We start from the raw sequence: 12874 nt of genomic DNA, 5'->3' as shown, positions 1-12874 counted from the left end.
CCGGCGAGGGGTCAGCGGCGGCGGCGGTGGCCGCGGGCGGTCCAGCCCAGGTAACCCGTGAGGCCCGCCAGGGCCGCCCCGCCCACCGCGACCACCTTCGTCTCGTGCGGCTTCAGCCGCTCGGGGTCGGTGGAACCGAGGGTGGCGAGGGCCCCGATCCCCGCGGAGACGACGAGGCCGACGACGAGGCGGTTGCCGATCCGCTCCAGCCGCGCCACCAGCGGGTCCAGCTCGTCGGTCCGCAACGAGACGGAGATCCCGTCGCGGTCCAGGACGTCGAGGAGCCGGCCGAGCTGGCCGGGCAGCTCGACGCCGAGCTGGGCCACGTCGACCCCGGCCTGCCGGACGCGCTTGGCCAGCACGAGCGGGTCGAAGTGCCGCCGGACGAGGCGCCGCGCGTACGGGCCGAGGATGCGCCCGAGCTGGAAGTCCGGGTCCAGGCTCGCGCCGAGCCCCTCCGTCATGACGATCATCTTGACGACGAGGGCCAGGTTGCGCGGCAGGGCCAGGTGGTGCCGGCGCAGGATCTCCAGCACGTCCCGGACGATGTCGCCGACCTTGATGCGTCCCAGCGGCAGGCCCTCGTAGGTGCGCAGCAGGTGCGCGCAGTCGGTCGTCAGGCGCACCCGGTCGACGCGGTGCTCGGTGACGCCGATGGTCGCGAACGCCGCCGCGATCCGGGCGGGGTCGCGGCGGTCGAAGGCCGCCAGCAGCATCGCCAGGTGCTCGCGGGAGCGTTCGTCGACCTCCCCGACCATCCCGTAGTCCAGCAGCCCGATGCGTCCCGACGGCTCGATGAGGAAGTTGCCCGGGTGCGGGTCGGCGTGGAAGAACCCGTGCTCGAACACCATGTCCGCCAGCAGCCGCGTCGCGCGCGCGGCCAGCGCGGACCGGTCGATCCCGTTCTCCTCCAGCGCTGCGGTGTCGCTGATCTTCATCCCGTGCAACCGCTCCAGCGTGATGACGCGCGACGTCGTCGTCTCCCAGTAGACCTGGGGGACGCGGATGTCGGGGTCGCCGTGGAAGTTGCGCGCGAAGCGCTCGGCGTTGTGCCCCTCGGACAGGTAGTCCAGCTCGGCCCGGAGGGTGTCGGCGAAGTCCGTGGCCAGACCGACGACGTCGTAGTCGGCCGCCACCGACCAGCGGCGCGAGGCCTGGACGGCGAGGGTCCGCAGGATCTCCAGGTCGCCCTCCACCTCCTCGACGACCCCGGGGCGGCGGACCTTCACGACGACCTGCGTGCCGTCCTCGCGGACCGCGGTGTGGGCCTGCCCGATCGAGGCGCTGGCCAGGGGGTCGCGGCTGAAGTGGACGAACAGCTCCTCCGGGTCCGCGCCCAGCTCCTCCTCGACGGCGGCGCGGACGACCTCCCACGGCACGGGGCTCGCGCTGTCCTGGAGCTTCTCCAGCTCGCGCTGGAACGCGGGGGACAGCAGGTCGGGGCGGGTGGAGAGGATCTGCCCGATCTTGACGGCCGTCGGGCCGAGCTCCTCCATGACGAGCCGGACGTGCTCGGCGCGGGTGTGCCGTTCCCGTTCGCGGGGGTGGCCGAACAGGTCCCAGTCCGTGCGCACCCACCGCTCGAGCCCCAGGGCGTCGATGAAGTAGCCCAGGCCGTGCCGGGACAGGATCCGGCTGATCTGCAGGTAGCGGTCCTGGTGGCGCATGCGTCTCCCCGGTGTGGCCCTGCCCGCACTCTACGCAGGCGCGCGCAGCCGGTGGATCGCCACCTCGGCCGGCCCGGCGTGCGGCACCCGGTCCACCGCCCAGTCCCGCGCGGCCCGCGCGGTGAACTCGCGCGCGGCGGGACGGCCCGGGTCGGCGACCCACACCTGCCCGCCGGGGGCCACCAGCGCGGGCAGCGCCGTGAGGACCGTGCCGACCTGCGCGCGCTCGTAGAGGACGTCGGCGGCCACGACGAGGTCGAACGGCGGGTCCAGGGGCGCCGGGTCGGTCGTCCAGTCCCAGGCGCGCACCGCGAGGCGGGCGCCGTTGCGGGCGGCGTTGCCCTCCAGCAGCGCCACCGCGTCGGGGGTCCAGTCGGTCGCGGTGACGTCGTGCCCGGCCAGCGCGGCCCGCAGGGACGGCACGCCCAGGCCGCAGCCGAGCTCCAGCGTCCGCGTGCCCGGCGCCACCGCGGCCACGGCGTCGGCCAGGGCCAGCGCGCTCGGCCACAGCTCGGCCCAGTACGGCGCGAACCGCTCGTCGGCGTACGCCCGGGGCGTGAACAGCTCCTCCAGGTCGCGGGGCAGCAGCAGGTCCAGCGCCCGCCCGGCCACCGACAGCGAACGTTCGACGAGCTCCGGCACGCGGGGAGCCTACGGCCCGGGCGGGGGAGCGGGTCGCCGGGGACGACGAAGGGCCCGCCCGGGACGTCCGGACGGGCCCTGCGCGCGGTGGGTCAGAGCTTGCGGGCGATCAGCGCCTGCTTGACCTCGGCGATGGCGCGGGTCACCTGGATGCCGCGCGGGCACGCCTCGGAGCAGTTGAAGGTCGTGCGGCAGCGCCACACGCCCTCCTTGTCGTTGAGGATCTCCAGGCGCAGGTCCGAGCCGACGTCGCGGCTGTCGAAGATGAACCGGTGCGCGTTGACGATCGCGGCGGGGCCGAAGTACTGGCCGTCGTTCCAGAACACCGGGCAGCTCGACGTGCACGCCGCGCACAGGATGCACTTGGTGGTGTCGTCGAAGCGCTCGCGGTCGGCCTGGGACTGGATGCGCTCGCGGGTCGGCTCGGCGCCCTTGGTGATGAGGAACGGCATGACCTCGCGGTAGGCCGCGAAGAACGGCTCCATGTCGACGATGAGGTCCTTCTCGACGGGCAGGCCCTTGATGGGTTCCACGACGATCGGCTTCTTGATGTCGAGGTCCTTCAGCAGCGTCTTGCACGCGAGCCGGTTGCGGCCGTTAATGCGCATGGCGTCCGAACCGCAGACGCCGTGGGCGCAGGAGCGGCGGAACGTCAGGGTGCCGTCCTGCTCCCACTTCACCTTGTGCAGGGCGTCGAGCACGCGGTCGGTGCCGTGCATCGTGAGGTCGTACGTCTCCCAGTGCGGCTCGGAGTCCTTCTCCGGGTCGTACCGGCGCAGCTTCAGGGTGACGGTGAACGAGGGGATCTCGCCGGTGCCGCCCTGACCCTCGACGGGAGCCTTCCTGCCGGAACCGCTGCGAGCCGTCTCGGCCGACTTGGCCGACGCCGCTTCGGCGTTGGTCTCCTGCGGGCTCGTCTCGAACGTCGACATCAGTACTTGCGCTCCATCGGCTGGTAGCGGGTCTGGACGACGGGCTTGAAGTCCAGGCGCGTGGTGTAGGACCCGTCGGCGGCGGGCTCGCGGTAGACCATCGTGTGCCGCATGTAGTTCACGTCGTCGCGGTTGGGGTAGTCCTCGCGGAAGTGGCCGCCGCGGGACTCCTTGCGCTCCAGGGCACCCAGGCACATGGCCTCGGCGAGGTCGAGCAGGAAGCCCAGCTCGAGACCTTCGAGGAGGTCGAGGTTGAACCGCTTGCCCTTGTCCTGGACGGAGGCGCGCGAGTACCGCTCCTTGAGCCGCTCGATGTCGGTGAGGGCCTGCTTGAGGGTGGCCTCGGTGCGGAACACCTGCGCGTTGGCGTCCATCGTCTCCTGCAGCTCGCGCCGGATGTCGGAGACGCGCTCGCCCTGGGGGCGGTCGCGCAGCTCGGCCATCCAGTTCACGACCGGGACCTCCGAGCCCTCGGGCACGGCGATCCACTCGGCCTTGTTCGCGTACTCCGCGGCGGCGATGCCGGCGCGGCGGCCGAAGACATTGATGTCGAGCAGGGAGTTGGTGCCCAGCCGGTTCGAGCCGTGCACCGACACGCAGGCGACCTCCCCGGCCGCGTACAGGCCGGGCACGACGCGGGTGTTGTCCTGCAGCACCTCGGCGTCGACGTTCGTCGGCACGCCGCCCATCGCGTAGTGCGCGGTGGGGTAGACCGGGACGGGCTCGGTGTACGGCTCGACGCCCAGGTAGGTGCGGGCGAACTCGGTGATGTCGGGCAGCTTGGCGTCGATGTGCGCCGGCTCCAGGTGGGTCAGGTCGAGCAGGACGTAGTCCTTGTTCGGCCCGGCGCCGCGGCCCTCGCGCACCTCGTTGGCCATCGACCGGGCGACGATGTCGCGCGGGGCGAGGTCCTTGATGGTGGGGGCGTAGCGCTCCATGAACCGCTCGCCGTCGGCGTTGCGCAGGATGCCGCCCTCGCCGCGGGCGGCCTCGGACAGCAGGATCCCCAGGCCCGCCAGGCCGGTCGGGTGGAACTGGAAGAACTCCATGTCCTCCAGCGGCAGGCCGCGGCGGTAGGCGATGGCCATGCCGTCGCCGGTGAGGGTGTGCGCGTTCGAGGTCGTCTTGTAGACCTTGCCCGCACCGCCGGTGGCGAGCACGACCGACTTGGCCTGGAAGACGTGGATCTCGCCGGTGGCCAGCTCGTACGCCACGACGCCGGCGATGCGCTGGTCGCCGGGGGTGCCGATGCTCGGCGGGGTCCGCAGGCCGGGCTGGTCGGCGGCGCCCTCGATCTCGGTGCCCGTCTTCGCCTCGGTGGTCGGGACGAGGAGCAGGTCCAGGACGTAGAACTCGTTGAAGAACTCCACCTCGTGCTTGACGCACTGCTGGTAGAGGGTCTGCAGGATCATGTGACCGGTGCGGTCGGCGGCGAAGCAGGACCGGCGCACGGGGGACTTGCCGTGGTCGCGGGTGTGCCCGCCGAAGCGGCGCTGGTCGATCTTGCCCTCGGGCGTGCGGTTGAACGGCAGGCCCATCTTCTCCAGGTCCAGGACCGCGTCGATGGCCTCCTTGCACATCACCTCGGCGGCGTCCTGGTCGACGAGGTAGTCACCGCCCTTGACGGTGTCGAAGGTGTGCCACTCCCAGTTGTCCTCCTCGACGTTGGCCAGCGCGGCGCACATGCCGCCCTGGGCCGCACCGGTGTGCGAGCGCGTCGGGTAGAGCTTGGTGAGCACGGCCGTGCGGGCCCGCTGGCCCGATTCCAGGGCCGCGCGCATCCCCGCGCCGCCCGCGCCGACGATGACGACGTCGAACTGGTGCGTCTGCATGGTGCTGCTCCCGTTCTCGGATCAGGTGTTGGGGCTGGTGACGGTGGGCACGTCGTCGATCGCCGGGCGGCACACGTCCAGCGTCGAGCTCGGGTCCGCGCACGGGTCGAAGGTGAAGATCACCAGGGTCCCGACGACGATGACGACGACGGTCGCCAGGTACAGCGCCATCTTCAGCCAGAACCGCGTCCGGTCGCGCTCGGCGTAGTCGTTGATGATGGTGCGCACGCCGTTGGTGCCGTGCAGCTGGGCCAGCCACAGCATCAGCAGGTCCCAGACCTGCCAGAACGGGCTGGACCACTTCCCGGCGACGAAACCCCAGTCGACCTGGTGGATGCCTTCGCCCGTCATGAGGTTGACGAACAGGTGCCCGAAGACCAGGACGATGAGGACGACGCCGGACATGCGCATGAACAGCCAGCCGTAGAGCTCCCAGTTGGTCCGGGTCGGCTTGTTGCGCTTGTAGGGGGAGCGGGGGGTCTCCAGGGCGGGGGCGTAGCTGCCGCCGGGGGTCTGATCGGTGCTCACGGCGCGCGGCCCCTCAGTGCGTGAAGACGATGGTCAGGTGGCGGACGAGGAAGGGCACCATGAGGACGACCCAGACCGCGACGACGCCCCAGAACAGCTTGCGCTGGTGCTTGGTGCCGCCGGACCAGAAGTCGACGAGGATGATGCGGACCCCGTTGAGCGCGTGGAAGACGACGGCGCCGACCAGGCCGGCCTCGCCCAGGCCCATGACGGGGTTCTTGTACTGGCCGATGACCCCGTTGTAGACCTCGGGGGAGACGCGCACCGTCGCGGTGTCCAGCACGTGCACGAAGAGGAAGAAGAAGATCAGCACGCCGGAGATGCGGTGCATCACCCAGGACCACATGCCCTCGCGGCCGCGGTAGAGGGTTCCTGCGGGTCGGATCCCCTGCGTGGTCCTCCCGGCGGGTGCGCCCTGTCCGGGTGGGGTCAGGCTCGTGGCCACCAGCGTCCTCCTCGAGTGCTCCTCGACGCCGGGTCCACCGGAGCTACGGCGCGCGGGCGGCGGCGTCTGGCACCCACTGTAGGCGCGCGGGCACGCCGGAGGTGCCCCACGGGGAGCCGGTGGGGCATTTGTGATGAAGGACTCACGGCGCCGTGAGGCCCAGGTCACGCAGGCGAGCCTCACCTACCGTGGACCACGGGACGGGTCCCGCGCAACCTCCTACGCCGTGTCGGAGACGCGGGTGGCCCGAACGTGGCGCAGATCACGTCCAGCCGCCCGAACGGGGTCCTCGGGGGCTCCTGCGGCGCGGGCCGCACCGGTAGGTTCCGGGCCATGACTGACGGTGCGCGCAGCAACGGTCCCGGCTCCTGGTCGGCGTGGTCGGACGACGACCTCGAGGACGCCCAGATCGACCTGTCCGACTTCCACGCCGTCGTCCCGGCCGGTGGTGCGGGGACCCGCCTGTGGCCGTTGTCGCGCAGCGACCGCCCCAAGTTCCTGCTCGACCTGACCGGCCGGGGGCGCACGCTCCTGCAGCAGACCTGGGACCGGCTGCTGCCGCTGGCCGGCGCCGACCGGCTGCTGGTCGTCACCGGCCGCTCCCACGCCGACGCCGTCTCCGCCCAGCTCCCCGAGCTGCCCGCGGCCAACGTCCTGCGCGAGCCGTGCCGGCGCGACTCCGCCGCCGCCATCGGCCTGGCCGCCGCCGTCCTGGTCCGCCGCGACCCCGACGCGGTCCTGGGCTCCTTCGCCGCCGACCACAACATCTCCGGCCGCGACGACTTCGAGAGCTCCGTCGAGGAGGCCGTCGTCACCGCCCGGCGCGGTTTCGTCGTGACCATCGGCATCGCCCCCTCCCACCCCGCCACCGGCTTCGGGTACATCCGCCTCGGCAAGCGGCTGCGGCTGCAGGGGGCCCCCAACGCCCGCCGCGTCGTGCAGTTCAAGGAGAAGCCCGACGCCCGCACCGCCTCGGCGTACCTGTCGACCGGGGACTACCGCTGGAACGGCGGCATGTTCGTCGCCCGCGCCGACGTCCTGCTCGAACTGCTCGCCGCGCACGCCCCGGCGCTGCACGCCGGGCTGGAGCGCATCGCCGACGCCTGGGACACCCCCCAGCGCGACGCCGTCCTGGAGGAGCAGTGGGCCGCCCTGCCGGCCATCGCCATCGACCACGCGGTGGCCGAGCCGGCCGCCGAGGAGGGCCGCGTCGCCGTGGTCCCGGCGACCTTCGGGTGGGACGACGTCGGGGACTTCTCCTCCCTGGCCGAGCTGCTGCCCGCCGACGTCGACCAGCCCAAGGTGCTCGGGGACGCCTCCCTCGTCCTGACCGAGGGGGTCGCCGGCGGCCTCGTCGTCCCGGCCAACGACCGCGTCGTGGCGCTGCTCGGGGTCGACGACCTCGTCGTCGTCGACACCCCCGACGCGCTCATGGTGACGACGCGGGCGCGCGCCCAGGAGGTCAAGAAGCTCGTGGAACGGGCCCAGGAGGCCGGGCACGACAAGGTCGTCTGAGCGTGCCGCGGGGTGAGGTCGGCGGCACGGGTCCGGCGCGGGTAGCGTCGGGGAACGTGACCAGCGACACGAGCACCCCGCGGACCGCGGCCGGTCCGGGCGAGCTCGCCGAGCGGATCGCGGACCTGGTCGTCAGCCACGAGCCGACGGCCCGGGCCCTGCGCCGCGAGCTGCACGCCCACCCCGAACTGGCCCGCACCGAGCACCGCGCGACGGCCCGGGTCGCCGAGCTGCTCACCGGCACGGGCGCGCACGTCAAGCTGCTGCCCGGCACCGGCCTCATCGCCGACGTCGGCCCCGCCGGTCCCCGGGTGGCCGTGCGCGCCGACCTCGACGCCCTGCGCACCCCGGAGTCCACGGGCCTGCCCTACGCCTCCACCGTCCCCGGCGTCGCCCACGCCTGCGGCCACGACGTGCACACCGCCTCCGTCCTCGGGGCCGGGCTCGTGCTGGCCGACCTCGCCCGGACGGGTGATCTGCCGCACGGCGTCCGGCTGGTCTTCCAGCCCGCAGAGGAGGTCATGCCCGGCGGGGCGATCGACGTCGTGGGGGCCGGGGCCCTGGAGGACGTCGCGGCCATCTACGGCCTGCACTGCGACCCGACCCTGGACGTCGGGACCGTGGGCCTGAAGGCCGGGCCCATCACCTCGGCCTCCGACCACGTGACCGTCCGGCTGCACGGCACCGGCGGGCACACCTCGCGCCCGCACCTGGCCGGCGACCTCGTCTTCGCCCTCGGTCAGGTCGTCACCCAGCTGCCCGCGGTCCTGGCCCGCCGCGTCGACCCCCGCGCCGGGGTGAACCTCACCTGGGGCGCCGTCCACGCCGGGGACGCCCCCAACGCCGTCCCCGCCGAGGGCTACGCCTCGGGGACGTTGCGCTGCATGGAGACCGAGGCGTGGCAGCACGCCGGCGAGCTCGTCGAGGACGTCGTGGCCGACCTCGTGCGGCCCTACGCGGTGCGCGCCGAGGTCAGCCTCGTGCGCGGGGTGCCGCCGGTCGACAACGAGGTCCACTCCACCGCGGCCCTGGAGGCGGCGTCGCGGGCGCTGCTGGGGGAGGACGACGTCCTGCCGACGCGGCAGTCCCTCGGCGGGGAGGACTTCGCCTGGTACCTGCACCACGTGCCCGGCGCGATGGTCCGGCTGGGGACCCGCACCCCCGGCGGCCCCACCTACGACCTGCACCGCGGGGACTTCGCCCCCGACGAGTCGGCCATCGCCGTGGGGATGGGGGTGCTCGCGCTGACCGCCGCGTCAGCGCGCGCCCTGCCCGCCCGCCCGCCCGCGCACTGACCGCTCGCGAGGTCTCGATCTGGACAACCTGCCCGCCCGGACGGGCGGAGGAGACGATTTCGCACACTACGATGACGGCGCGTTCGCACCAGCGCGTGCCGGAGGCGAAGCATCGACGCGAACACCCCGACCTGGAGGACATCCACATGAAGACGATCCACCGCTTCGCCCCGGTGGCCGCCGTGGGCGTGGCCGCCCTGCTGCTCGCCTCCTGCGGCAGCCGGCCGACCGAGGGCTCGGGGTCCACCGAGAGCGCGGCCGGCGGGTCCGGCGACGCGTTCAAGGCCTGCATGGTCCTGGACACCGGCGGTGTCGACGACCGCTCGTTCAACCAGTCCTCCTACGCCGGTTTCGAGGCCGCCAAGGAGGAGAACCCGAACATCGACATCTCCTACGTCGCCTCCAACAGCGACGCCGACTACGTCCCCAACCTGACCGCCGAGGTCGGCAAGGGCTGCGGCACCGTCGTCGCCGTCGGCGGCCTGATGTCGGACGCCGTCAAGGAGGTCGCGGCGCAGAACCCCGACCAGAAGTTCGCCGAGATCGACTCCGCGCCCGTCGCCGACAACGTCTACGGCTTCGAGTACAACACCGTCGAGGGCGGTTTCCTCGGTGGTTACCTCGCCGCGGGCATGACCAAGACGGGCACCGTCGGCACCTGGGGCGGCCTGAACATCCCGCCGGTCACCATCTACATGGACGGCTTCTGGGAGGGCGTGCAGTACTACAACCAGCAGAAGGGCAAGAGCGTCAAGGTCCTGGGCTGGGACGAGAAGAACCCCAGCGGCGGCACCTTCTCGAACTCCTTCACCGACCAGGCCGCGGGCCGGTCCATCACCGAGACCCTCGCCTCCCAGGGCGCCGACGTCGTCATGCCGGTCGCGGGCCAGTCCGGCCTGGGCGCCGGGGCCGCGGCCGAGGCCGCGGGCGGGTCGCTGAACCTCATCTGGGTCGACACCGACGGCTGCGTCAGCGCCGAGCAGTACTGCAAGTACTTCATCTCCTCGGTGACCAAGAACCTCACCGACGCCGTGAAGGACTACGTCCTCAAGGCCGCCGACGGCGACGCCCCCACCGGCGCCTACGTGGGCAACCTGGAGAACGAGGGCACCGGCCTGGCGCCGTTCAACCAGTTCGACGCGCAGGTCCCGGCCGAGCTGAAGACCGAGCTGGACACCGTCAAGCAGGGCATCATCGACGGCAGCATCGAGATCACGTCGCCGAGCGCCATCAAGGCCAGCTGAGACGACGACGAGGGCGACGAGGGGAACGCAGCGCACGTGCAACTCGAACTCAAGGGCATCACGAAGCGCTTCGGGCCCCTCGTCGCCAACGACTCCATCGACCTCGTCGTCCGCGAGGGTGAGATCCACGCCCTCCTCGGCGAGAACGGGGCCGGCAAGAGCACGCTGATGAACGTGCTCTACGGCCTGTACACGCCCGACGAGGGGCAGATCCTCGTCGACGGCGAACCCGTGGAGTTCTCCTCCCCGGGCGACGCCATGGCCGCCGGGATCGGCATGGTGCACCAGCACTTCATGCTCGTCCCCACGTTCACCGCCACCGAGAACATCGTGCTGGGCGCCGAGCTCACCACCGGCGGCGGCTTCCTGGACCGCCGCCGCGCCCGGCAGCGCGTGGAGGAGACCTCCCGGCGCTTCGGCCTGCAGATCCCGGCCGACACCCTCGTCGCCGACCTCGCCGTCGGCGTCCAGCAGCGCGTCGAGATCGTCAAGGCGCTCCTGCGCGACGCGAAGGTCCTCGTCCTGGACGAACCCACGGCCGTGCTGACCCCGGCCGAGACCGACGACCTCATGCGCGTCATGCGCGAGCTCGCCGACGCGGGCACCTCCATCGTGTTCATCACGCACAAGCTGCGCGAGGTCAAGGCCGTCGCCGACCGCATCACCGTCATCCGCCGCGGCAGGGTCGTCGGGGAGGCCTCCCCGCAGGCCTCCCCCGAGGAGCTCGCGGCGCTCATGGTGGGCCGCGACGTGCGGCTGCGCGTGGAGAAGCAGGACGCCGAACCCGGCGGGACCGTCCTGCAGGTGGCGGGCGTCCGCGTCGTCGACCCCTCCGGGACGGTGCTGCTGGACGACATCGACCTCGACGTGCGGGCCGGGGAGGTGCTCGCGATCGCCGGCGTCGACGGCAACGGCCAGACCGAGCTGACGCGCAGCGTCGTCGGCCTGCAGGCCGTGGAGTCCGGGTCCGTGCGGATCGCCGGCACCGACGTCACGGGCCGCGGCATCGCCGACGTGCTGGGCCTCGGCGTCGGGTACGTGCCGGAGGACCGGCTGCACGACGGGCTCGTCGGGTCCTTCAGCATCGCCGAGAACCTCGTGCTGGACCTGGTGGACTCACCCGCGTTCGCCACCGGCCCGACCGTGAACCGCGAGGCCGTGCGGCGCAACGCCGCCGAGCGCATCGCCGAGTACGACATCCGCACCCCCTCCGCGCAGGCCGCGGCCTCGACGCTGTCGGGCGGCAACCAGCAGAAGGTCGTCCTGGCCCGGGAGATGTCCCGCCCCCTGAAGCTGCTGGTCGTGGCCCAGCCCACCCGCGGCGTGGACGTCGGCAGCCAGGAGTTCGTGCACCAGCGCATCGTCGCCGAACGGGACCGGGGCGCGGCGGTGCTGCTCGTGTCCACCGAGCTCGACGAGGTCCGCGCGCTGGCCGACCGGATCGTCGTCATGTACCGCGGGAAGATCGCCGGCGAGGTCGGGCCGGAGGCGACGCAGGAGGAACTGGGGCTGCTCATGGCGGGCGCCACCACGGGGAAGGGACACGCGTGAGTTCGACCTCGGTCGAGAAGGAGGCCCCGGCCGGATCGCCGGGGGCGCGGCGGCGCCGGCTGCAGTGGGGCGGCAGCTGGCTCGTCACGGTGTTCGCCGTCGTCGGCGCGTTCGTCGTCGGCGCGGTCCTCATCGTCATCGGCGACGAACCGTCCCGGCGCAGCGCCGGGTACCTGTTCAGCTACCCGTGGGACTTCCTGGCCAACGTCTGGTACTCCGTCCGCGACGCCTACCTGGCCCTGCTGCAGGGCGCGGTCTACAACCCGAACTTCTCCGGGGTCACCGCGCTGCGGCCGATCTCGGAGACGCTCGTCAACGCGACCCCGCTGGTCCTGGCCGGGCTGGCCGTGGCGCTGGCCTTCCGGGTGGGCCTGTTCAACATCGGGGCGCAGGGGCAGATCATCGTCGGCGCCGTCGCGGCGGCCTGGGTCGGTTTCGCCCTCGACCTGCCCGTCGTGCTGCACCTCCTCGTCGCCCTCGTGGCGGGGGTCGCCGGTGGGCTCGTGTGGGGCGGGGTCGTGGGCCTGCTCAAGGCCCGCACCGGGGCCCACGAGGTCATCACGACGATCATGCTGAACTACGTCGCCGTCAACCTCCTGACCTACCTGCTGTCCGTCCACGGCTTCCAGCGCGCGCCGTACACGCAGGCCATCTCCGAGCAGGTCGCGGGCACGGCCGTGCTGCCCAAGCTGCTGGGGTCCTCGCTGCGCGTGAACCTGGGCCTGCTGCTCGCGGTGCTGGCGGCCGTCTTCGTCTGGTGGCTGTTCGACCGGTCCCGGCTGGGCTTCCGGCTGCGGGCCGTGGGGGCCAACCCCGACGCCGCCCGCACGGCCGGCATGGACGTGGGCCGCCTGCAGGTCGTCTCGATGGCGCTGGCCGGTGGGCTCGCCGGGCTCGCCGGGGCCACCCAGGTCCTCGGCGTCACCGGCAGCGTCACCGGCAGCGTCGCCGGGAACATCGGCTTCGACGCCATCACGGTCGCCCTCCTGGGGCGGAACAACCCGTACGGGATCATCGCGGCCGGGCTGCTGTTCGGCGGGATGCGCGCCGGGGCCGTGCAGATGCAGTCCGTCACGGGTGTCCCCGTCGACCTCGTCGGGGTCCTGCAGGCCCTCGTCGTCCTGTTCATCGCCGCCCCGGCCCTGGTCCGGGCGGTGTTCCGCCTGCGTTCCGGCGGTGGCGCCGGGGTCGGTTCCGAGCTGGCCGGGGGGTGGACCCGTTGA

11 protein-coding genes are annotated in these 12874 nt (G+C 72.6%); 5 read left to right on the top strand and 6 right to left on the bottom strand.

From position 1 onward, the window contains the following. Positions 1-11: 11 nt before the first annotated feature. The 6 genes from BJ968_RS07110 to sdhC all read right to left on the bottom strand — a co-directional run bounded on the left by BJ968_RS07110 (position 12) and on the right by sdhC (position 6034). The gene (locus BJ968_RS07110) at positions 12-1667 is read right to left on the bottom strand and encodes an ABC1 kinase family protein (protein ID WP_179750468.1); all 1656 of its coding nucleotides are present in this window, start codon (positions 1665-1667) and stop codon (positions 12-14) included. 30 nt (positions 1668-1697) lie between these two features. Further along, on the bottom strand, positions 1698-2309 hold the full coding sequence (locus tag BJ968_RS07105) for a methyltransferase domain-containing protein (protein WP_179750466.1): 612 nt from the start codon (positions 2307-2309) through the stop codon (positions 1698-1700). Positions 2310-2401: 92 nt separating this feature from the next. After that, a complete protein-coding gene (locus BJ968_RS07100) occupies positions 2402-3241 on the bottom strand; it encodes a succinate dehydrogenase iron-sulfur subunit (protein ID WP_179750464.1) in 840 nt (279 codons plus the stop codon). Continuing rightward, positions 3241-5073, bottom strand: a complete 1833-nt coding sequence (locus BJ968_RS07095; RefSeq protein ID WP_179750462.1) for an FAD-binding protein — start codon at positions 5071-5073, stop codon at positions 3241-3243. Before BJ968_RS07095 ends, BJ968_RS07100 begins: the two co-directional genes overlap by 1 nt. Positions 5074-5094: 21 nt before the next feature. Further along, positions 5095-5601, bottom strand: coding sequence for a succinate dehydrogenase hydrophobic membrane anchor subunit (locus BJ968_RS07090; protein ID WP_425491480.1), 507 nt, complete (start codon positions 5599-5601; stop codon positions 5095-5097). A 13-nt stretch (positions 5602-5614) separates the two neighbouring features. Beyond that, complete coding sequence (gene sdhC, locus BJ968_RS07085) at positions 5615-6034, bottom strand: succinate dehydrogenase, cytochrome b556 subunit (RefSeq protein ID WP_179756330.1); 420 nt, start codon at positions 6032-6034, stop codon at positions 5615-5617. Positions 6035-6379: 345 nt separating this feature from the next. Here sdhC and BJ968_RS07080 point away from each other — a divergent pair, with 345 nt between their 5' ends. The 5 genes from BJ968_RS07080 to BJ968_RS07060 all read left to right on the top strand — a co-directional run bounded on the left by BJ968_RS07080 (position 6380) and on the right by BJ968_RS07060 (position 12874). Then, a complete protein-coding gene (locus tag BJ968_RS07080; protein ID WP_179750460.1) occupies positions 6380-7561 on the top strand; it encodes a mannose-1-phosphate guanylyltransferase in 1182 nt (393 codons plus the stop codon). 56 nt (positions 7562-7617) lie between these two features. After that, positions 7618-8856: an amidohydrolase gene (locus BJ968_RS07075; protein WP_179750458.1), complete on the top strand. Its 1239-nt coding sequence runs from the start codon at positions 7618-7620 to the stop codon at positions 8854-8856. 146 nt (positions 8857-9002) lie between these two features. After that, on the top strand, positions 9003-10100 hold the full coding sequence (locus tag BJ968_RS07070; RefSeq protein WP_179750457.1) for a BMP family lipoprotein: 1098 nt from the start codon (positions 9003-9005) through the stop codon (positions 10098-10100). Positions 10101-10136: 36 nt separating this feature from the next. Then, entirely contained in the window at positions 10137-11651 is a 1515-nt protein-coding gene (locus BJ968_RS26420; RefSeq protein WP_179750456.1) for an ATP-binding cassette domain-containing protein, read from the top strand. Further along, positions 11648-12874: an ABC transporter permease subunit gene (locus BJ968_RS07060; protein WP_179750454.1), complete on the top strand. Its 1227-nt coding sequence runs from the start codon at positions 11648-11650 to the stop codon at positions 12872-12874. Before BJ968_RS26420 ends, BJ968_RS07060 begins: the two co-directional genes overlap by 4 nt.

Source organism: Kineococcus aurantiacus (assembly GCF_013409345.1).
Lineage (GTDB): Bacteria > Actinomycetota > Actinomycetes > Actinomycetales > Kineococcaceae > Kineococcus > Kineococcus aurantiacus.
The sequence above is the reverse complement of the archived record's forward strand: the minus strand, read 5'-3'. Positions and strand labels throughout refer to the sequence as shown.

Excerpts from the sequence above, each read along its gene's own strand:
- BJ968_RS07070 (WP_179750457.1), top strand. The coding sequence starts at position 9,003 with ATGAAGACGATCCACCGCTTCGCCCCGGTGGCCGCCGTGGGCGTGGCC.
- BJ968_RS07100 (WP_179750464.1), bottom strand. The coding sequence starts at position 3,241 with ATGTCGACGTTCGAGACGAGCCCGCAGGAGACCAACGCCGAAGCGGCG.
- BJ968_RS07080 (WP_179750460.1), top strand. The coding sequence starts at position 6,380 with ATGACTGACGGTGCGCGCAGCAACGGTCCCGGCTCCTGGTCGGCGTGG.
- BJ968_RS07095 (WP_179750462.1), bottom strand. The coding sequence starts at position 5,073 with ATGCAGACGCACCAGTTCGACGTCGTCATCGTCGGCGCGGGCGGCGCG.
- BJ968_RS07110 (WP_179750468.1), bottom strand. The coding sequence starts at position 1,667 with ATGCGCCACCAGGACCGCTACCTGCAGATCAGCCGGATCCTGTCCCGG.